The organism is Paenibacillus dokdonensis (assembly GCF_004916975.1).
GTDB lineage: Bacteria > Bacillota > Bacilli > Paenibacillales > Paenibacillaceae > Paenibacillus_AQ > Paenibacillus_AQ dokdonensis.
Map to the genome: position 1 here is coordinate 787,384 of NZ_STGQ01000002.1, position 20,939 is coordinate 808,322.

18 protein-coding genes, 1 tRNA gene and 1 pseudogene are annotated in these 20,939 nt (G+C 48.3%); 18 read left to right on the plus strand and 2 right to left on the minus strand.

The genetic code is table 11. The features are described 5' to 3' along the window. The first annotated feature begins 85 nt into the window (after positions 1 to 85). The 14 genes and pseudogenes from E6W40_RS21635 to E6W40_RS21700 all read left to right on the plus strand — a co-directional run bounded on the left by E6W40_RS21635 (position 86) and on the right by E6W40_RS21700 (position 15,144). The gene (locus E6W40_RS21635; protein ID WP_136607658.1) at positions 86 to 1,036 is read left to right on the plus strand and encodes an ROK family glucokinase; all 951 of its coding nucleotides are present in this window, start codon (positions 86 to 88) and stop codon (positions 1,034 to 1,036) included. A 128-nt stretch (positions 1,037 to 1,164) separates the two neighbouring features. Beyond that, on the plus strand, positions 1,165 to 2,064 hold the full coding sequence (gene rapZ / locus E6W40_RS21640) for an RNase adapter RapZ (protein ID WP_136607659.1): 900 nt from the start codon (positions 1,165 to 1,167) through the stop codon (positions 2,062 to 2,064). A 14-nt stretch (positions 2,065 to 2,078) separates the two neighbouring features. After that, positions 2,079 to 3,065 carry a gluconeogenesis factor YvcK family protein gene (locus tag E6W40_RS21645; protein ID WP_136608190.1) on the plus strand — a complete coding sequence of 329 codons (987 nt, stop codon included), beginning with the start codon at positions 2,079 to 2,081 and terminating at the stop codon, positions 3,063 to 3,065. 7 nt (positions 3,066 to 3,072) lie between these two features. Next, positions 3,073 to 4,002 (plus strand): DNA-binding protein WhiA, encoded by a 930-nt coding sequence (gene whiA / locus E6W40_RS21650; RefSeq protein WP_136607660.1) that lies wholly within the window; start codon positions 3,073 to 3,075, stop codon positions 4,000 to 4,002. Positions 4,003 to 4,099: 97 nt separating this feature from the next. Continuing rightward, positions 4,100 to 4,369: an HPr family phosphocarrier protein gene (locus E6W40_RS21655; protein ID WP_127604616.1), complete on the plus strand. Its 270-nt coding sequence runs from the start codon at positions 4,100 to 4,102 to the stop codon at positions 4,367 to 4,369. Between the two features lie 233 nt (positions 4,370 to 4,602). Then, a complete protein-coding gene (locus E6W40_RS21660; RefSeq protein WP_211147059.1) occupies positions 4,603 to 6,117 on the plus strand; it encodes a methyl-accepting chemotaxis protein in 1,515 nt (504 codons plus the stop codon). A gap of 165 nt (positions 6,118 to 6,282) precedes the next feature. Continuing rightward, a complete protein-coding gene (locus E6W40_RS21665; RefSeq protein WP_136607661.1) occupies positions 6,283 to 7,035 on the plus strand; it encodes an SIMPL domain-containing protein in 753 nt (250 codons plus the stop codon). Between the two features lie 395 nt (positions 7,036 to 7,430). Continuing rightward, the gene (locus E6W40_RS21670) at positions 7,431 to 8,405 is read left to right on the plus strand and encodes an ABC transporter ATP-binding protein (RefSeq protein WP_211147060.1); all 975 of its coding nucleotides are present in this window, start codon (positions 7,431 to 7,433) and stop codon (positions 8,403 to 8,405) included. Next, a complete protein-coding gene (locus E6W40_RS21675; protein WP_136607663.1) occupies positions 8,402 to 9,253 on the plus strand; it encodes an ABC transporter permease in 852 nt (283 codons plus the stop codon). Before E6W40_RS21670 ends, E6W40_RS21675 begins: the two co-directional genes overlap by 4 nt. Beyond that, on the plus strand, positions 9,250 to 10,056 hold the full coding sequence (locus E6W40_RS21680; protein WP_136607664.1) for an ABC transporter permease: 807 nt from the start codon (positions 9,250 to 9,252) through the stop codon (positions 10,054 to 10,056). Before E6W40_RS21675 ends, E6W40_RS21680 begins: the two co-directional genes overlap by 4 nt. A gap of 103 nt (positions 10,057 to 10,159) precedes the next feature. Then, the gene (locus E6W40_RS21685; protein WP_136607665.1) at positions 10,160 to 11,212 is read left to right on the plus strand and encodes a polyamine ABC transporter substrate-binding protein; all 1,053 of its coding nucleotides are present in this window, start codon (positions 10,160 to 10,162) and stop codon (positions 11,210 to 11,212) included. Positions 11,213 to 11,371: 159 nt separating this feature from the next. Beyond that, a pseudogene (locus E6W40_RS30155) lies at positions 11,372 to 12,151 on the plus strand (DUF2087 domain-containing protein); the annotation flags it as partial. Positions 12,152 to 12,721: 570 nt separating this feature from the next. Further along, positions 12,722 to 13,828: a PdaC/SigV domain-containing protein gene (locus E6W40_RS21695; RefSeq protein ID WP_136607667.1), complete on the plus strand. Its 1,107-nt coding sequence runs from the start codon at positions 12,722 to 12,724 to the stop codon at positions 13,826 to 13,828. Positions 13,829 to 14,031: 203 nt separating this feature from the next. After that, positions 14,032 to 15,144: a PdaC/SigV domain-containing protein gene (locus E6W40_RS21700; protein ID WP_168929001.1), complete on the plus strand. Its 1,113-nt coding sequence runs from the start codon at positions 14,032 to 14,034 to the stop codon at positions 15,142 to 15,144. Between the two features lie 165 nt (positions 15,145 to 15,309). Here the strand turns inward: E6W40_RS21700 and clpP are convergent, their stop codons facing one another. Further along, positions 15,310 to 15,906, minus strand: a complete 597-nt coding sequence (clpP, locus tag E6W40_RS21705) for an ATP-dependent Clp endopeptidase proteolytic subunit ClpP (RefSeq protein ID WP_136607669.1) — start codon at positions 15,904 to 15,906, stop codon at positions 15,310 to 15,312. 186 nt (positions 15,907 to 16,092) lie between these two features. Beyond that, positions 16,093 to 16,167 (minus strand) — tRNA-Arg (locus E6W40_RS21710). A gap of 324 nt (positions 16,168 to 16,491) precedes the next feature. On the opposite strand from E6W40_RS21710, the gene E6W40_RS21715 reads away from it, so the two are divergent. From E6W40_RS21715 to tpiA, 4 genes are all read left to right on the plus strand, one after another. Then, positions 16,492 to 17,544: a sugar-binding transcriptional regulator gene (locus tag E6W40_RS21715; RefSeq protein ID WP_136607670.1), complete on the plus strand. Its 1,053-nt coding sequence runs from the start codon at positions 16,492 to 16,494 to the stop codon at positions 17,542 to 17,544. Positions 17,545 to 17,662: 118 nt separating this feature from the next. Then, positions 17,663 to 18,673, plus strand: coding sequence for a type I glyceraldehyde-3-phosphate dehydrogenase (gene gap, locus E6W40_RS21720; RefSeq protein ID WP_136607671.1), 1,011 nt, complete (start codon positions 17,663 to 17,665; stop codon positions 18,671 to 18,673). 285 nt (positions 18,674 to 18,958) lie between these two features. Beyond that, positions 18,959 to 20,140 carry a phosphoglycerate kinase gene (locus tag E6W40_RS21725; RefSeq protein WP_136607672.1) on the plus strand — a complete coding sequence of 394 codons (1,182 nt, stop codon included), beginning with the start codon at positions 18,959 to 18,961 and terminating at the stop codon, positions 20,138 to 20,140. A gap of 45 nt (positions 20,141 to 20,185) precedes the next feature. Further along, positions 20,186 to 20,938 (plus strand): triose-phosphate isomerase, encoded by a 753-nt coding sequence (gene tpiA / locus E6W40_RS21730; protein WP_136607673.1) that lies wholly within the window; start codon positions 20,186 to 20,188, stop codon positions 20,936 to 20,938. The last annotated feature ends 1 nt before the right edge of the window (position 20,939 follow it).

Here is a 20,939-nt window from a genome sequence, read left to right on the forward strand (position 1 = left end):
ACATCTCTTGACCGATAGAATAGCTTCAATTATAGTTGGTACAGTAGGGGTAAACTATTATTGAAGAAAAAAGGTGGCTTGTAACATGTCTGAGCAAATCTACGTTGGTGTCGATTTAGGGGGAACCTCGATCAAGGTCGGCATCTGCAATCAAGCAGGACAGCTTATTCAAACGTATGAAGGACCCACAGAAACGGAAAAAGGCGTTGATGTTGTCGTCAATAATATCGAGAAATATGTTCGACATATTGTTGACCAGTCCCCATACAGCTGGGATCAGCTGGCCGGTGTGGGAGCGGGAGTTGCCGGCTTCACCAATGTCCGTGAGGGAATCATTATTTTCGCACCAAACGTAGGTTTCCGTGATGTGCCGATTCGCGCTATTCTGGAGGAAAAGATCGGCAAGCCTATTAAAATAGACAATGATGCTAACGTTGCTGCTCTCGGTGAGGCTTGGAGCGGCGCGGGACGCGGAATCGACAACTGTGTGTGCTATACACTGGGTACGGGTGTAGGCGGCGGAATCATTATGAACGGAAGAATTTATCAGGGCTTCTCTGGCCTTGCAGGAGAGCTGGGACATATCTCGGTGGTTCCTGATCTGGAAGCAATCCAATGCGGCTGCGGCAAAATGGGCTGTCTCGAGACAGTATCTTCGGCTACCGGGATTATTCGTATGGCGAAGGATGCTGTGGAGCGCGGTGACCGCACTTCTCTGGCGCTGGAGTCGAATATCGCAGCGAAGGAAGTATTCGATGCTGCAAAAGCGGGGGATGAGGTTGCTCAGCGCATCGTGAAGCGTGCAGCGTTCTATCTGGGCAAATCCATGGCAGCTGTAGCGGCTGCACTCAACCCGGAAGTGTTCATTATCGGCGGCGGTGTATCGAAAGCAGGAGATATCCTGTTTGACGAGGTGCGCGAAGTGTTCGCCAAACTGACACCAGAGCCACTGCAGAAGGGCGTTTCGATCCTGCCTGCACAGCTTGGAAACGATGCCGGTGTTGTCGGCGCTGCCGGACTCCTGCTTCGTTCCTAGAACAGCTGTATCGGCTGTTTAAACGGAGAAACGGATGTACAGCGGGCGGCTTTGAATGAATAAGAATTTGAAGTATTTGCGGCCCGTTCTTTCGCTTTCTGAATACCAAACCAAGGGAGGGAAAGCTGATGCAAGACGGTGACAATACTGCGTCGGCCATGGCCACCCTGATTATTATTACAGGCATGTCAGGGGCTGGAAAGACGCTAGCAGTACGAAGCCTGGAGGATCTCGGTTTTTTTTGTGTAGATAACCTGCCTCCGGTGCTGATTCCAAAATTCGCTGAACTGATTGAACAATCGAAGGGTAAAATCGCGAAGGTGGCGCTGGTAATCGATTTGCGCGGACGCGAATTTTTTACGGCCCTTTCGGAATCTTTGAATTATATCAAGGACCATTTTACGATACATTGTGAAATTCTGTTTCTGGAAGCTACCGACTCGGTTCTGGTGCAACGCTACAAGGAAAGCCGGCGTCGTCATCCGCTTGCTCCTGAGGGCATGCCGCTTGATGGCATCCGACTTGAGCGCAAAATGCTGGAGGAACTGAAAAGCTCCGCAACCGTTGTGCTGGATACCAGCAGCATGAAGCCGGGACAGCTGAAGGATAAGATCATCTCGAGGTTCTCCCAGCTGGAGAGCAACACGCTATCCATCAATATAACTTCGTTCGGCTTTAAATACGGTATTCCGATTGACGCCGACCTTGTATTTGATGTCCGCTTTCTGCCCAATCCCCATTATGTGGAGAATTTGCGGCCGCGGACCGGACAGGACAGCGAAGTATACGACTATGTCATGAAGTGGCCTGAAACCCAATCATTCCTGACCAAACTGCTGGATATGCTGCATTTTCTCATCCCACAGTACCGTAAGGAAGGCAAGAGTCAAGTGATTATCGGCATTGGATGCACAGGCGGGAAACACCGCTCGGTAGCCATCGCTGAATATCTGGGCAAAATGCTGGGGGCCAGTGAAACAGAATCAGTTTCGGTCAGCCACCGGGATTCTGAACGTGATCGGCATTAATGAGAGTGGAAGTGATGAGAGTGGCTGAGCAAAAAAGAGAGCGTCCGCGGATTGTTGTCATGGGCGGAGGTACAGGTTTGTCGGTCATGCTGCGCGGCTTAAAGGAAATGCCGCTGGACATCACGGCGATCGTAACCGTGGCCGATGACGGAGGCAGCTCAGGCATACTGCGGAGTGAACTGCAGATGCCGCCTCCGGGCGATATCCGCAACGTTCTGACAGCATTGGCCGATGTTGAACCACTGATGTCAGAAATGCTGAGATACCGTTTCAGCAGCGGCTCAGGTCTTGCTGGACACAGTCTGGGTAACTTGATCCTGGCGGCGATAACCGATATTAGCGGTGACTTTGTCACGGCTGTTCGGGAGCTGAGCCGGGTATTCGCAGTAAGGGGCCGCGTGCTGCCTGCTGCTGGCGAGGCCGTTGTGCTTTCTGCGGAGATGGAAGACGGCTCTGTTGTAACCGGCGAATCCAAAATCCCTGAAGCGGGCGGACGGATCAAGCGTGTTTTTCTGGAGCCATCCGAGGTGGAGCCACTGCCTGAGGCTGTTGCCGCCATTGAAGAAGCCGATGCGATTTTGATCGGTCCCGGAAGCTTGTATACCAGTATTCTGCCGAATCTGCTGGTTCCAAAGCTGGCTGAAGCCGTGATGGCTTCGGAAGCGATCAAAATATTTGTCTGCAACGTCATGACCCAGCCGGGAGAAACGGACGGATATACCGTCAGTGATCATCTCCAGGCTATTTATGATCATATCGGCAAGCACTTATTTGACTATGTCATCGTGAACAGCGGGGATATTCCTCCGCAGGTTCAGGATAAGTACGCAGAAAAGGGCGCCAAGCCGGTCGAGCTCGACTATGATGAGGTAACCAACCTGGGATACAAGATCATTGCCGACACGCTGGTGCTATTCCGGACTTATCTGCGGCATGATGCCGACAAACTGAGTCATCATATTTACCAGCTGGTTCAAGACTGGATTTCAAGAAAGAGGTGAGAGTCCCGTGTCGTTTGCGGCGCTGACTAAAAAAGAACTGACCATGATCGAAGCTGACAATTGCTGCGAACAGGCCGAATTGTCGGCACTGATCCGCATGAACGGGGCGGTCCAGCTTTCGAACAAGAAGGTCATTTTGGATATATCCACCGAGAATGCAGCGATTGCCAGACGGATCTATACGCTGATCAAAAAATATTTTCAGGCTCACACAGAGCTGCTTGTTCGTAAGAAAATGCGTCTGAAAAAAAATAATGTGTACATCGTCCGTATTCCGGCCCGTGTTCAGGAAATACTGAAAGAGCTGAAGATTGTCTCGGAGGGCTTTTTGTTCCGGGCAGACATCGATCCTGATCTGGTCAAGAAAAACTGTTGTAAGCGCGCATACCTGCGCGGAGCGTTTATGGCCGGAGGCTCGGTGAATAATCCTGAAGGATCTTCCTACCATATGGAGATCTCCTCGATGTATGAGGAGCACTGCCAGGCCCTGGTCGATCTGGCGAATGAATTCCAGCTTAACGCCCGGTTGATCGAGCGGAAGAAGGGGTTCATTCTATACATCAAGGAAGGCGAGAAAATTATTGAATTCCTGAGTCTGATCGGAGCGCATCAGGCGCTGTTCAAGTTTGAGGATGTGCGTATCATGCGTGACATGCGCAATTCGGTAAACCGGATTGTGAACTGCGAAACAGCCAATCTGAACAAGACCATTGGAGCTGCCGTCCGGCAAATCGATAATATCAAGTTGCTGCAGAAGGAAATGGGGCTGCATAACCTGCCCGACAAGCTGCGCGAGGTTGCTGAGATCCGCTTGGCTCACCCGGATATGAACCTCAAGGAGGTAGGCGAGCTCCTCAAAGGATCGGTCAGCAAATCCGGTGTTAACCACCGTTTGCGCAAGATCGACGAGCTGGCTGAGAAGATTCGCAACGGCTAGTTTTTTTCTTCTAGTGTCGTTCATGTTATAATGTTATAATGTTACCAAATATGGTATGAGAGCTATGCAGATTTCTTAAATAGGGGGTAAGGTTTCCATGACAAAACATCCCGTAGTTGTCCGCTTAAAAACGGGTCTTCATGCCAGACCGGCAGCGTTGTTCGTCCAAGAAGCGAATAAGTACTCGTCTGAAATTTTCGTGGAAAAAGATGATAAAAAAGTAAATGCCAAGAGTATCATGGGAATTATGAGCCTTGCAATCAGTTCGGGTACGGAAGTAATCATCAGTGCCGAGGGAGCGGACGCAGATCAGGCTGTAACCGCTTTAGTCAGTTTGGTGGGTAAGGAAGAACTCGAGAACCAATAATACGGTTTGATTCATACTCTGCCGGGGGTCATCCTCACGGCCATTTTCAAAGGCAGCCCTTTCTTCAAGTAGAAGAGAAGGCTGTTTTGCTATGTCTGGAAAACCTCTGTTTTATAAAAAGATCTCTTACCAAAAGTAACCATTTAACCGATATCATACTATAGCTGCCCACTACGAAGGCGGCACGCTCTTATTTTACGATGGAGAAAATATAAAAAAGGAGTAGTAACGGTATGGGGAAATGGAGCAGTAAGAGAAACTCATCAAATGGGAGAGAAGGAACAGGTTCAGAAAGAATGCTGACGCTTGAAGAAAAGGACATGGGCGGGAGAAATAAAATTTTATTGGCCGCCATCATCATCACAACATTTTTTGCGGCTACCACGGTGGAACCGAACCATTTATTTAGCATAGCCAATTTTTGCTTTTTAATTAATATCATTGCTTTAGTTTCATACGTTTACTTACATATTCGCAAAAAATATATCCGCTATATATCATATATCAGCGTTTTCAGCATGGCTCTGAATATTGGGATCCAGTCCTTCGTTCAGCCTACGATGGCAAGCTTTTTCGCGGTCTACTATCTGATTGTGCTCTCCATCATTACGCTGCAGATCGCCATAACCTCTATTACACTGGTGTATTCACTGATCATTACGCTTTATCTGGCCTTCGGAAATACCGGGATTCCAATGACGCTGAAGGATAAGCAGCAGGCATTACTGATGGTGGTGCTTGTATCCATCATGGTTTTCCTCCTCCTGCTTGTCACGAATACACTGATGAAAAATATGAAAAAGGCACGCGAACAGAGTGAAAGGCTATTGGCCGAGCAGCAGGAGCAGAGGAACCGCCTGTTGAACAGCGTAACGCTTGTCACGGGCAACATTCAGGATATCACCCATGGCGTTGAGGATAATCTGGCCTCCTTTGAGCAGATGAACATTGCATTCCAGGAGATCTCCGGCGGCGCATCCGCACAGGTGGACTCGACTTACGCCATCAACGAGTCTGTAAAACAGATGAACACGATGGTGAAGCAGATGTCGAGCTCGACGGAGACTCTGCTGGAACAAACAGGTGATACGAGCCGGCTGTCGGAAACAGGCAAGGATAAAGTGGAGCTGCTGAATCAGGCCATTATAGACTTTAAGCTGCAGATTGACGCAATGTCTACAGATATCCAAAGCTTGACCGAGCGGGTAAGCCGCACATCGCAATTCAGCCAGACCATACAGGAAATCGCCAATCAAACGAATCTGTTATCTCTGAATGCCAGTATTGAAGCCGCCAGAGCGGGCGAGCATGGACAAGGATTCGCTGTCGTGGCCAAGGAGATCCGCAAGCTGGCTGAAATAGCTTCAAGTTCGGCAGAACAGATCTCTTCTGAAATGAGCGGGTTCTCCGGCCTGATGAATGACACAATTAACCGTATGGGACAGGTTGCAGAGGGGATGCAGAAGAGCAGCACGTTGACTCAGGAAACCTCCGAGGCCTTTAATTCGATTAAAAAGTCTATTGCAGGGCTTCTGGAAATCTCGGACGGTTATCTTGCTCATATCCGTGAGATTGCCTCATTTTCCGGTTCCATTGATGATTCGACATCACATCTGGCATCGGTCAATGAGCAGACATCGGCTACGCTTCAGGAACTGCTGGCGACGTTGCAGTCCTTGCTGAGCAATAATGAAAACAGTCTGCAAGGCATCAAAAATGCTCAAAGCAATTTGCAGGCAATTACCTAATTCCATATTTGGGCAGAAAATATTTCGTATATCTGCAACATTTACCAATCCTCTGCGTCTAGTAGACAAATCAGGTGAAAGTGAAAAAGATAGGTTAGATCCTGCTGACTTTTGCACTTGCGCCTCTTTGGGAAAACTGTTCGATAACTAGAGGAGGGCATAAAAATGAACAAATGGATGAAGCCTGTGGGTTCCGTACTGATCGCGGGCGCTTTGTTAGTCGGAGGAGCAGGCGTAAGTGGAATGGGGTTAACTTCCACGGCATATGCGGATCAGGATGTGCAGCGCAATATTGTTAACGTCGTCGGCAAAGGTGAGATTTCCGTGAAGCCGGATATCGCCTACCTGTCCATCGGAGTGGATACACAGGCAGATACAGCGCAAAGTGCGCAAAAGGCCAACGCCGAGAAAATTCAAAAGATTACAGATACCTTGAAAAACACATGGAAAATCGCAGACAAGGACATTCAAAGCGTATCCTTCTATGTGCAGCCGAATTACACTTACAATGATAAAGACGGGCAAAAGGTGAAGGGCTATACAGCGCATCACACGCTTCAGGTTTCCTATCGGGACCTGTCCAAAATCGGTAAACTGCTTGACGATGCATCGAATGCAGGAGCGAACAACATCGACAGCATAAGCTTCTCGGTTGAAAACCGCGATCAATATGAAGAGCAGGTCATTCAAAAAGCCATGGCGAATGCGGACCTGAAGGCAGGAACCATCGCTAAAGCGGCTAAACGTCAGCTTGGAATGGTGCTGGTAGTCAGCCAGGGAGATGTAAGCAACCCAGTGATTTATACGGCAGCTAAAATGGAAGCGATGTCCGCTGCGGATTCGAATAGTTCCACGGCAGTGGCGCCTGGAGAAGTGAAAGTGTCGACACAGCTGAGCGTTCAGTATGAATTGAAATAAGGATCACAGCTTCATAAGAACCGCCCCTTCCTCTTGAGCATAAACGGCTCATCAGGTCGGGCGGTTTTCTTTTTTTGATACATATGCAGCTTTTTCCTGTCGAATCCTATAGAAAAGAGTTGTACCGAGGGAGAAAAAACGGTATAGTGAATATGCGAATTTTTGTACTTACAAGGGTTACTTCCAGGGAATGATATATGTGTATCTTCTTATAAATGAATAATTTCAAGCCTGGTAAGCCATACCCATGAATATGGCTTTTTTTCTTAAATGCACACCAAACGGCGGTCTGTCTTCTGTGAATTTTAAGTCGATAGACGCTTTTCTTAATGTAAGGGGAAGTTTTATCTGAAAAGATGGATTTTAGAGATCCTGAAATACATGATAGGGGGTTGATGCATATGATTGACCTTGTCCAGATTGAGAAGCATTTCGAGGGACAAGTGGTCGTGCATCCGTTGTCACTGAACATCGAAGAGGGAGAATTCCTGACTCTGCTCGGTCCAAGCGGCTGTGGTAAGACGACTATACTTCGCATGATTGCCGGTTTTGAGACGCCAACTCACGGTGATGTCGTATTGGCAGGCCAGAAAGTGACGAATCTTCCGCCAAACCAGCGGGATTTGAACCTCGTATTCCAGCACTACGCGCTGTTTCCGCATATGACGGTTGAGGAGAACATTGCTTTCGGGCTGAAAATGAAAAAGATGCCTAAGCCAGAGCAAAAGAAGCGGATTGAAGAAGCGGTGGCTATGACGCAGCTTACGGCACTTACTTCGCGTTATCCGCATCAGCTTTCAGGCGGACAGCAGCAGCGTGTGGCTATTGCCCGCGCGATTGCGAATAAACCGAAAGTACTTTTGCTGGACGAGCCGCTTGGCGCGCTGGATCTGCAGCTCCGCAAAAATCTGCAGTCCGAGCTCAAGCATCTGCAGCGTTCACTGGGAATTACCTTTGTGTATGTAACGCATGACCAGGAGGAAGCCATGATGCTGTCCGACCGGATCGTCATTTTGAATAACGGAAAGGTTGAGCAGGTAGGTACGCCGAGAGAAATCTATGCAACGCCAAAAACCTTATTTGCTGCAACCTTTGTGGGTGAGAATAACATTTTCTCTTCTGCCCAAGGGCTTTTTGCCGTTCGTCCGGAGAAGCTTCGCCCGGTGCGTGAATTGGAACAAGCCCGTGTGACGGGAGTCATTCAGGATGTCCTGTATTTAGGCAACGTGCATAAGCTGACGGTCCATCTCGATCATGAGCCGATGGCCGTTACGATAGCGCTCGACTTTACGGATGAAAGACCGTGGCAAATCGGTGAGAAGATCGGGGTGAACTGGAGTCCGAAGGACGAGGTGGTCATCGGGGCATGAGAAAATCGAAATTTTTGATGATACCCGTGCTGCTGTGGATGGCGCTTTTCCTTCTCATTCCAATGATCATTGTCGTGGTAATCTCTTTTATGAATCGCGACACACTGGGCAATGTTGTCTTTGGCTTCAGCCTGACCGGCTACAAGACTTTTTTTGACTCACTATATCTCGGCATCTACTGGGACACACTTGTTCTGTCCGTGGTGACAACCGTGATTTGTCTGCTGGTCAGCTACCCGCTGGCTTATTATATTGCCAATGCTGCGCCGAAAATCCAGACTTGGGGCCTTGTACTGATTACAATTCCATTCTGGATCAACTTCTTGATCCGTACTTATGCGTGGGTACTTCTGCTGCGGACGCAGGGCATCGTGAATTCGCTGCTGCTGCATTTTGGATGGATTCAGGATCCGGTGCAAATGCTGTATACCAAAGGAGCCGTACTGCTTGGCATGGTGTACAACTTCATTCCGTTTATGGTGCTGCCGATTTATGTGGCGCTTGAGCAGATGGACAAGCGGCTGCTGGATGCAGCCAGCGACCTCGGCGCTACGCGCTGGAAGGCGTTCCGCCATATTACGCTGCCGCAGAGCAAATCGGGCATCATGACCGGCTGTGTGCTGGTCTATGTGTCTACAACGGGGATGTTTGTGGTTACAGACATTCTGGGCGGTGCAAAATCCATGATGATCAGTAACATCATCCAGTCACAGTACCTGGGGGCGCGCAACTGGCCGTTCGGGTCTGCGCTATCCGTCATTTTCGTTATAACGTCACTGATCCTGATTTTACTGTTTAACCGGGCGATGCAGTCCAAGGCTGATCGTGTAAAGGAGGGGAGCGCGTGAAGAAGAAAAGTCATCCCCTCTTGGGAATTCATTCTCTGCTGATGATGATCTTTATCTATGTGCCCATCCTGCTCATCATCGTATACTCGTTCAACAACACGAGACTGAGCGGGGACTGGAAGGGCTTTACGTTTGAATGGTATACCTCGCTGCTGAAGGACCGGCATGTCATGGAGGCACTCACCAACAGCTTGACGGTAGCGGTGATTTCCACAATTGCTGCAACGCTGCTGGGGACACTCGCCGCGCTCTCGCTCCGCAATCTAAGCAGGAGATGGAAGGGCGGCATGAATGGCCTGATGTACCTGCCTGTCGTCATTCCGGATATTATTATGGGCTTGTCGCTGCTGGTACTGTTTAACCAAATGCATATTCCGCTGGGTAAGGCGACCGTCATTATCGCCCATATCACATTCAGCATGTCTTATGTCTATGTGGTGGTAACCGCACGTCTGGCCGGTATGGGACGGCAGCTCGAAGAGGCTGCTTCAGATCTGGGTGCTACCGGCTGGAAGACATTCAGGTATGTGACGCTGCCGCAGATTTCTCCGGGGATCATCTCGGGGGCACTGATTGCCTTTACGATGTCCCTGGATGATTTCATGGTCAGCTTCTTCGTGGCGGGCCCGAGCTCGACCACGCTGCCGATCTATATTTACGGGCAGGTGAAGCGGGGAATCTCGCCGGAAATCAATGCACTATGTACGCTGTTGATCTTGGTGAGTGTGACGCTGATTCTGCTGGCGCAGTTCTTCCTGAACCGGGGCAAAGGACAGAAGAAGCATAAGACACTACCGATTTAAGGTGTTTTTCGGGCAGATGACTGTTCGGGGTATTAAGGTATTGAAAAGTAAAATCGCATGATCCAATAAAATGGAGTAACGGAAAGAGAGGAGATATGTAACTGTGAAAAGAAAGAGTATCGCCGGCTTGCTGCTGGCAGGGGCTATTGCTGCATTGTCATTAACATCTTTGGGAGGGTGCTCCTCCAAGGAGACGCTTCATATTTATAGTTGGGCGGATAATTTCGACGAGGATGTACTGAAGGATTTTGAGAACAAGTACAACGTTGATATCACGTACGATAACTATGCAAACAATGAGGACCTGCTGGCCAAGATCAAGGCAGGCGGAGGCGGTTATGATCTGATCCAGCCTTCCGATTATATGGTGGCTACCATGATCAAGAACCAGCTGCTTGAGCCGCTGGATATGAAAAACGTTCCGAATTTCGCCAACGTTCAGGAATCTTTGAAAGATCCGGTCTATGATCCAGGCAATAAATATTCGATCGTGTACATGTCCGGTGTGACCGGTATTGCTTATAACAAGAAGTATGTGAAGGACAAGATCGACAGCTGGGAAGACCTGTGGAATCCTGCTTATAAAGGCAAGGTGCTGCTGCTGGATGACAACCGCGAGGTGATCGGCATGGCGCTGAAAAAGCAAGGCCATTCCAACAGCTCCACGAATGAAGGCGAAATCAAATCCGCTGTGGATGATCTGAAAAAGCTGCTGCCAAACGTGCTTGCTTTTGATACAGATACCATTAAACAGAAAATGATTCAGGAAGAAGGCTGGATCGGAGCGGTTTGGTCCGGTGACGCTGCCTTTATTGTGAAGGACAATCCAGATATTGAATATGTAGTACCCAAAGAAGGTTCCACGATCTTCTCTGACAACTATGCGATTCCAAAAGGCGCAAAAAACAAGGAGCTGGCTGAAAAGTTCATCAACTACATGCTGGATCCGCAGGTGAGTGCGAAGAACTACGAAACTGTCGGCTACAGCGATCCAAACGCCAAGGCGATGCAATATCACAGTGAAGCATACCGTAACAACCATATGATTAATCTGACTGAAGATGAGATGAAGCGTACCGAATGGCTCGGAGACGTCGGCTCGACGCTTCAGGTATACGACCGTTTCTGGACTGAACTCAAGAGCGGACGGGAGTAATCACCGGAATGCTGCAACAGCAGTTATCATAGAGAGCAAAGCCCCTTTCCTTTATGGAGAGGGTTTTTTTTGTGAATAATAATGACTTCTGTTGAAAAATAATAGGCAATAATATAAAATGTCTAATATATAATAAATGTTATGAGGAGTTGTTTGCTAATGGATACTGTTTCCGAAGATCTGCTGCATGCCGATATTCATGATCTTAAACGAGGGTATGTGGAGGATTCCGGTGTGGATACGTATACATGCCTGATTTGCGGGTACCAAACAGAAAAAGGAATTGTCTACCTGGAGAACGGGATTTTATATGAAGCAGAGAAGTCCATGCGCCGCCATATACAGGATGGGCATGATTCCATGCTCGATTATCTGCTGAGCCTCGACAAGAAGGTAACGGGATTGACGGATCTGCAGCGTACGCTTATCGGATTGTTCAACCGGGGATTAAGTGATCATGACATTATTGCCGAGATTGACGGGGGGAGCACGTCCACCATCCGTAATCACCGCTTTATGCTGCGGGAGAAGATGAAGCAGGCGAAGTTGTTCCTGGCTGTGATGGAACTGATGGAGGAAGGCGGGAAGGGCCCCGGCCGCCAGCCATCGGCTGCTTCGTCTAAAACTGCGCAATCCAAGCTGCCAGGCAAGCTGGGCGAGCGTCTTTCAATTACAAATGAAGAGAATGAGCAGATTTTAAGCAAATATTTCGCGGATGGGCTGTATGGACCGCTTACATCTTTTCCTAAACAGGAAAAGCGCAGAGTTGCTGTTCTGCGGCACATGGCCGGAGATTTCGAGCAGGGGCGCATCTATTCCGAAAAAGAGGTCAACCAAGTCATTGAAGCACGCTACGCAGACTTTGTGACGATGAGAAGGTTTTTGATCGAATATGGCTTTATGGACCGTTTGCCGGACGGTAGCGAATATTGGGTTAAGCAGACCGAAGAGAAAGGGAAGGTGAAGAAAGAAATGAAAAACCAGAGAAGAAAAGAACTGGTAGATGAATATATGAGCACGCCGCGACCTATGGGGGTTATCCAAATCCGCAACCTGGAAAATGGAAAGATATATGTGACAAGCAGCACGAATGTGCCGGGAGCAATTAACGGCCAGAAAGCGAGACTTTATTCTAATTACCATGTCAGTCCAGCCTTGCAAAAAGACTGGAAGGAGCTTGGGGAGGAAGCTTTTGCTTTTGAAATTCTTGAGGAGCTGCAGCCTGATCCACAGGCGGCTAATGATCAGAAGCAGCAAAAGATTTATACGGATAAGGTGGCCAAGATGGAGAAGGAATGGCTTGAGAAGCTCCAACCTTATGATGATAAGGGCTATAACAAACGTCCGCGGGCAAATAAATTGTAAAAAGACTAAAAAAGGCTCCCTCACCTGTCATTTTCTTGTTACTTATCTCTCTTTTACATCGCTTAGGATATAAATGCCTGCAAGTTTGGGTAATAATCCCTAGCGCATATTTATTGGAATTGGAATGGGAGAGAACCGGGAAAAATGAATAAATGGATGAAATGGAGTTCCATCATGATGTCAGCAGGTTTGCTGATGGGCGGAGCAAACGCAGTTCAGGCCGCGAAAGCTCCGGCTTCAGTAAAAGCGCCTGCTCTCACAAAGGCCGTACAGAGGGTACAGGTACAACTCATATTTAATGATAATAAGCTGCAGCAGAAGGGATTGCTGGTAAACGGGCGAACCATGGTTCCGATTACAGTACTTAGGGATGTCATGAGTCTTCCCATCTCCTACGATAACAGCACGTATACGTATAATGTGGGCTCAGGAGCCAGCCAGCTAAATTTGGACACATCCGAATACGGTGTGCTGACGAGTGTAAACCATTTTTATATGGGAAGCATCAGTACCGAGTACAACGCTGTGAATATTCAAGGCAGGCTTTATGTACCTTTCAAGCTATTGAATGATGTGCTCAATTACAAGGGAGAGTACGATGCGGTAACTCGTACGCTGAAGCTGGAGAAAAGGGATACCAACGCCATCCAAGTGATGACGGGGACTTTATCGCAGAAGACCAAAGATCTCGAGACGATGATCCAATATCCTCAGATTACCGGATTGGCTGATACACAGGTACTGCAGCAGATCAACGAAGAATTCAAGAGAAAAGCGGATGCTTTTGCAGCGGAAGGAAACGAAAGATCTTTACACCGCGATCCTAAACTTGTTCCTTTTCCCTACAGCTATAATACGAATTATGTGGTGACGTACAATCAAAATGGTATCCTCAGTGTGTTGACTGACCAATCTACGTATACCGGCGGCGAGGATCCTGTTCAGCGTGAGGCCCTGACCTTCTCCCTGAAGGATGGACGTCCCTTAAGCTTGAGTGATCTGCTTCCCCAAGGCAGCGGAGCAGAGCAGAAGCTGTATCAGATTCTGGAGCAGCGTATGAAGAAGGATGGCAATACCATGATTCTTGAAAATGACCGGAGTTCTCTCCAATTCTACGTATCCGGTGCGGGTCTGAACTTTTACTTCGGAAATACCGGTCCGGAATCCTTTGTCAAAGGAATTCAGACTTATACGGTAGGTTTCCACGAGCTGCTGCCAGCAGATGCTGATCCTTTGCAAGCGTTCAAGTAAATCGTCTTAGTACTGGATTTATCCAGGCATATGGAAAAATGATGAACAGAATTATACTTTTTTCGCTTGTAAACGACAATACTGTAACCGCGTTTGTCATCAAATAAGGCGAGTCCCTTTGTATAATGGGGAAGTGGATAAATTCTGTAATCATTCATATGACTAGCATATGTAGCAATCTTTGGAGAGAGGGGACGCAATCAATGAATAAAACAATGAAATGGAGCGCGGCTGTACTTGCTGCCGGCGTGCTTTTTGGCGGAGCGAATATGACAGGGGGAGCAATGGTACATGCTGCGGCCGTTAAACCGGTAGCAAAGCAAAGTGTGCAGCCGTCCGTTGTCCTCAAATATAACGGTACAACTTTAAAAGAGCAGGGGAAAATCGTAAACGGCATTACGATGATTCCGGTGACGGTTCTGCGTGATTCGCTGGGTCTGCCGCTGAATTATAACCCGGGTACGAAAACTTACAGCATTGGAAGCGGAACAACCAAGCTGAATCTCGAATTGTCCGAGTATGGTGTGACCTCGAATCTGAACAGCTATTATATTTATAGCTACGGCGATAACGACATCGATATCTATGAATCCAAAAATATCGGCGGTCATCTGTACGTGCCATTTAAGGTGCTGAACGATTTTATGGGCTTTAAGGGCGTATGGAATCCTTCCCTAAAGTCGCTCGACATCAGCAAGCAGGAGATGAACAACATCAGTGTTTCCAGTGAAACCCTGACCAAGAGCAATAAAAACGCTAGTATCGTGATTCATTATCCGAAAGTGAGTGGACTCCCTGAGGATGTGCAATCCAAGATCAACAAAGCCTTTAAGGATGATGCTGAAGCCTTTGCTGCAGATAGCGAAGAGCAGGCGAGCCACAGGGATGGTAAGATCGAGCATATGTACGACTTTATCCAGAGCTTCGTTGTTACCTACAACCGTGAAGGAATTCTCAGCGTGGTTACCGACAAGTATGGATATTCGGGTGGGGCTCACGGAAGCACCTACCGCGACGGCATGACCTTCTCTCTGAAGGACGGCAAGCAGCTGGAGCTGGGCGATGTGCTTAAAGCCGCACCGGATTACAAGCAGAAGCTCGACAAGCTGCTGAAACAGAAGACGATAAAGGTTACCTTTGACGCCAAGGGAGCAGGCCTCTCGGATCAGCCGAATTTCTATGTCAAAGAGGGCGGACTTGCTATCTACTATCAGCAATATGAAATTGCGCCTTATGCAGCCGGCTTTCCGACATATACGTTCAGCTTCGGTGAGCTGCTTCCGAAGGGTACCGATCCATTCGCGGATTACAAATAAAATATTTTTCATTCGAAAATAAAAAAAAGGTGCCGCGGGTATTAAGCCAGCGGCACCTTTTATTGTGGCATTCAGAAAATACGATGGAATGTAAGCATGGAATATGATAAAAAGAGAGCCGCCTCCTTTGCTTCAGGAAGCAGCTCTCTTTTAATGCCTAGAAGCTTAGACGCCTTGTACCGGAGGATGCTCCAATACTTTATCGATCAGGCCGTATTCAGCGGCATCTTTTGCACTCATGAAGTAGTCGCGGTCCGTATCCTTCTCGATCCGTTCCAGCGGTTGACCCGTACGATCAGCGAGGATGCGGTTCAACGTATCACGCATCTTCAGGATGCGGCGGGCGCGGATCTCGATATCCGTTGCCTGGCCCTGAGCGCCGCCGAGCGGCTGGTGAATCATGATTTCACTGTTTGGCAGACCGAAACGTTTGCCTTTGGCACCCGCATTCAAGAGGAATGCGCCCATGGAAGCAGCGAGGCCTACGCAGATGGTAGACACATCCGGCTTGATGTACTGCATTGTATCAAAAATCGCCATACCGGCTGTAATGGAGCCGCCCGGGCTGTTGATGTACAGGTGAATATCCTTTTCAGGGTCTTCGGCAGCCAGGAACAGAAGCTGGGCAATAATCGAATTGGCAACCACGTCGTTGACATCGGAACCCAGGAAAATAATGCGGTCTTTCAAGAGTCTGGAATAAATGTCGTACGCGCGTTCGCCGCGGTTGCTTTGTTCAACGACCATAGGTACATAACTCACGTGGAAAACCTCCCTATTCACATAGATCAAGTATAATCATTCTATACATACTGTTACCGTATTAACCACATGATAAACAATTTCAAACAAAAAGTCAAAGAAAGTCAAACTCAGGGTAAAAAAAATAGCCGATGATTGGCTTTTGTCCTGCTGGTTAAACATATGGTAGAAGTTTGGTAAAAATAATGGCGCGCCCGCGAGGAATCGAACCTCGATCTCAGGCTCCGGAGGCCTACGTCATATCCATTGGACCACGGGCGCATAATGTAATTTCTGTAAAATGGGTGCTGGTTAATCAATTCACCACATGTCCTATACAGCAAAAATTATTATATGATAAATGGCTGAAGATTGCAAGAGATCTTTTGGTGAATAGGGACAAGCACGTGTTATTAGCGGCGCTGCGGGCCTTTTGCCTGTACACCCGTATAAGAGGAAAGAAGAATGTGAATGATAGACGTTGGACTACTTGCAACTGGCCTGAAAATTGAGTAGAATGTAAGTGGGACTTAAAACGTTAACCCGGGACATTTTAGGGCCATGGAGTCAGAGTGAAGGAAGTTGAAGTTGCAGGAGTGGAAAGCAATGCGGAAAATAATAGAGATACAAAAGCAGCTTCTGCCTGATCTCATGGACATCCTCAAGACAAGGTACACCATTCTTCATCAGATCATGCTTTCGGAGCTGATAGGCCGGCGTACGCTGGCAGCATCGCTTCATATGACGGAGCGGGTTTTGCGGGCAGAGACAGATCTGTTGAAAGCCCAAGGCCTCATTGAAATTGAGAGCTCCGGCATGAAGATCAGCGAAGCGGGAAGAAGCCTGCTGGAACAGATGGGACCGATGGCCAAGGAGCTGTTCGGACTGAACGAGCTCGGCGAGAAAATCCGTCATGCCTACGGCCTGCAGAAGGTTGTGGTCGTGCCGGGAGATTGTGAAACCTCGCCGCTGACCAAACGGGATCTCGGACGTGCAGGGGCCAAGGCTTTGCTGGGAGTTATGAATCAGGAAGACACCGTGGCAGTTACCGGTGGTTCCACGCTGGCAGCTGTCGCGGAGGAGCTCAATCCTCAAGTGTCTGTCCCAATGAAGAACAGCTGGTTTGTACCGGCGAGGGGCGGCCTTGGAGAGAGTATGGAATTCCAGGCGAACACCATTGCCTCAACCATGGCGAAGCGTGTAGGCGCACAGTACCGGCTGCTTCATGTACCGGATCTGCTGAGCGATGACGCGTATCAATCGCTTGTACAGGACCGGAATATCCAGGAGATTGTACAGGTGATCCGGCAGTGCCGTATTATTATGCACGGCATTGGGGACGCAATGGAAATGACCCGGCGCAGAAGGCTGGATTTATCTGCGGTGCAGGATATTCAGAAGGAAGGCGCGGTGGCTGAATCTTTTGGCTACTACTTTAACGAACAGGGTGAAGTTGTTCATCGGATGCTCACGCTTGGCCTCCGGCTCGAGGATATTGTGAGTACGGAGATTGTGATTGGGATCGCTGGCGGGAGAGACAAGGCGGATGCCATTCACTCGGTGCTGAAGTTCGGACATGAGAACATTCTCGTTACGGATGAAGCAGCAGCAATCGAAATTTGCAGACGGATTGATGGACAATTACCGGAAAGTCAATAACACAACAGAGTTATCAATACAGGTGTAATGCCTGTTTTGAATAAATACTGGATTTTGCGACCGTATGAACGGCTTCTGCAGAATCCTCAAAAAAAAGAAATTCTAGGAGGACTATTCAATGAGTGTAAAAGTAGGCATTAACGGTTTCGGACGTATCGGACGACTCGCTTTCCGCCGCATTCAAAATGTGGAAGGCATCGAAGTTGTGGCAATCAACGACTTGACTGATGCTAAAATGTTGGCTCATTTGCTTAAATATGATACAACGCAAGGCAAATTCGGTGGCGACGTTGAAGTTCATGACGGCTTCTTCAAAGTAAACGGCAAAGAAGTTAAGGTTCTTGCGAACCGTAACCCTGAAGAGCTTCCTTGGGGAGACCTCGGTGTTGATATCGTTCTTGAATGTACTGGATTCTTCACTACTAAAGAAGCAGCTGAAAAGCACCTGAAAGGTGGAGCTAAGAAAGTTGTAATCTCCGCTCCAGCTACTGGCGATATGAAAACGATCGTTTACAACGTAAACCATGAAACTCTGGACGGAACTGAAACAGTAATCTCCGGCGCTTCTTGCACAACGAACTGCCTCGCACCAATGGCTAAAACATTGAACGACAAGTTCGGTATCATTGAAGGCCTGATGACTACAATCCATGCTTACACTGGCGACCAAAACACTTTGGATGCTCCACATCCAAAAGGCGACTTCCGCCGCGCTCGTGCAGCTGCTGAGAACATCATTCCTAACACAACTGGTGCTGCTAAAGCCATCGGTCTGGTAATCCCTGATCTTCAAGGCAAACTTGACGGTGCAGCTCAGCGTGTTCCGGTACCAACGGGTTCCCTGACTGAGCTCGTAACTGTTCTGGACAAAAAAGTAACAGCTGACGAAGTTAACGCAGCTATGAAAGCAGCTTCCGATCCAGAAACTTACGGCTACACTGAAGACGAAATCGTATCTTCCGATATCAAAGGCATCACTTTCGGTTCCCTCTTCGACGCTACTCAAACAAAAGTGCTGACTGTTGGCGACAAGCAACTCGTTAAAACAGTAGCTTGGTATGACAACGAAATGTCCTACACAGCTCAATTGGTTCGCACATTGGAATACTTCGCTAAACTGGCTAAGTAATAACGACGCCGTTTAACGAACATATGGAGCGGAAACAGAACTTTTTGTTTCCGCTCTTTATAAATACCAGGTTTTTTCGGATAGAGAAAAGATTTGGATAGAGAAACTGGAGAGTTTGGATAGATAGAATCTAGAGGATTGTAAAAATCCCGATACTTATTATAGATTGAACTAAAGGCTTTGCGGGCAGATAGGTGTTCGGGGCATGACTTCTCTTTAGTTCATTCTATAACTGTTACCCCTGATTCCTGATACAAACAAATAATGGGTGCGGAGGAACGAACAATGAATAAAAAGTCTGTACGTGATGTGGAAGTAAACGGAAAACGCGTATTTGTACGCGTGGATTTCAATGTGCCTTTGGAAGATGGCAAAATTACTGACGATACACGGATCCGCGAAACACTGCCAACGATCAAGTATTTGATCGAAAACGGTGCTAAAGTCATTTTGGCGAGCCATATGGGCCGTCCAAAAGGACAATTTGTGGACTCCATGCGTCTGACGCCTGCTGCAGAGCGTCTGTCCGAGCTGCTTGGCAAACCGGTCGCAAAAGCGGACGAAGCTGTGGGCGAGGCTGTAAAGGCTGAAATCGCGAAGATGCAAAACGGCGACGTGCTTTTGCTTGAAAACGTGCGTTTCTATCCTGGTGAAGAAAAGAATGATCCGGAGCTTGCCAAGCAATTTGCAGAGCTTGCCGATCTGTTCGTTAACGACGCATTTGGCGCCGCTCACCGCGCACATGCTTCGACAGAAGGCATCGCTCACTTCCTGCCGGCTGTATCCGGTCTTTTGATGGAGAAAGAATTGTCTGTACTGGGTAAAGCGCTCTTGAATCCGGAACGTCCTTTCACAGCTATTATCGGCGGATCGAAAGTTAAAGATAAAATCGATGTTATCGACAACCTGCTGAACATTGCTGACAACGTTCTGATCGGCGGCGGACTGTCCTATACCTTCATGAAGGCTCAAGGATATGAAATTGGCTTGTCTTTGTGCGATAATGATAAACTGGATGTAGCGCTCGGATTTATCCAAAAAGCGAAGGACCTCGGCAAGAATTTCTTGCTTCCGGTGGATATCGTTATTGCGGACGACTTCAAAGCGGATGCCAACGTTGAGATCGTAGAAGTAGGCAACATCCCTGAGAAATGGGAAGGCGTGGACATCGGACCGAAAACCCGCGCGAAATATGCCGAAGTGATCAAAAACTCCAAGCTGGTCGTATGGAACGGACCGATGGGCGTATTCGAAATCGACCCATTCTCCAACGGCACGCGTGAAGTGGCTGAAGCTTGTGCAACAACAGAAGGCTACACAATCATCGGCGGTGGTGACTCTGCGGCAGCAACGGAAAAATTCCATTTGGCTGACAAAATGAATCACATCTCCACAGGCGGTGGCGCTTCGCTGGAGTTCATGGAAGGCAAGGCGCTTCCTGGCGTCGTAGCCCTGAACGATAAATAATCCGGGTGGTACAGCTTGTAAGGACTTAAGAAGGAGTTGAAACATGTGAGAACACCAATCATTGCAGGCAACTGGAAAATGTTTAAAACCGTTCCGGAAGCCAAAGCATTCATCGAAGAAGTAAAAGGAAAAGCGGAAGTCGACGGCGTGGAAAGCGTGATTTGTGCACCATTCACCAATCTTCCAGCTTTGGTCGAAGCAGTTAAAGGAACTTCCCTTAAAATCGGTGCCCAAAACCTGCATTTCGAAGACAACGGTGCGTATACCGGTGAAATCAGCGGCGAAATGTTGAAGGATCTGGGCGTGGACTATGTCATCATCGGACACTCCGAACGCCGTGCTTATTTTGCGGAAACGGACGAGACCGTCAACAAGAAAATGCATGCGGCATTCCGCCATGGACTGACTCCAATCGTATGTGTGGGTGAAAAGCTCGAAGAGCGTGAAGCCGGCCAAACGAAGGATGTTTGCAAAGTGCAAACGGAAGCAGCTTTCCAAGGTCTGTCCGCGGATCAGGCAGCTGAAGCAGTCATTGCTTACGAACCGATCTGGGCCATTGGAACGGGTAAATCCTCAACGGCACAGGACGCGAATGAAGTTATTTCTTACATCCGCGAACTGGTGAAAGGATTGTATGGAGAAAGCATAGCAAACAAGGTACGCATTCAATACGGCGGCAGCGTGAAGCCTGAGAATGTAGCTGAATACATGGGCCAAAGCGACATCGATGGCGCTCTTGTCGGCGGTGCCAGCTTGCAGCCTGCCTCTTACATCCAGCTCACCCAGGGGGCGAAGTAAG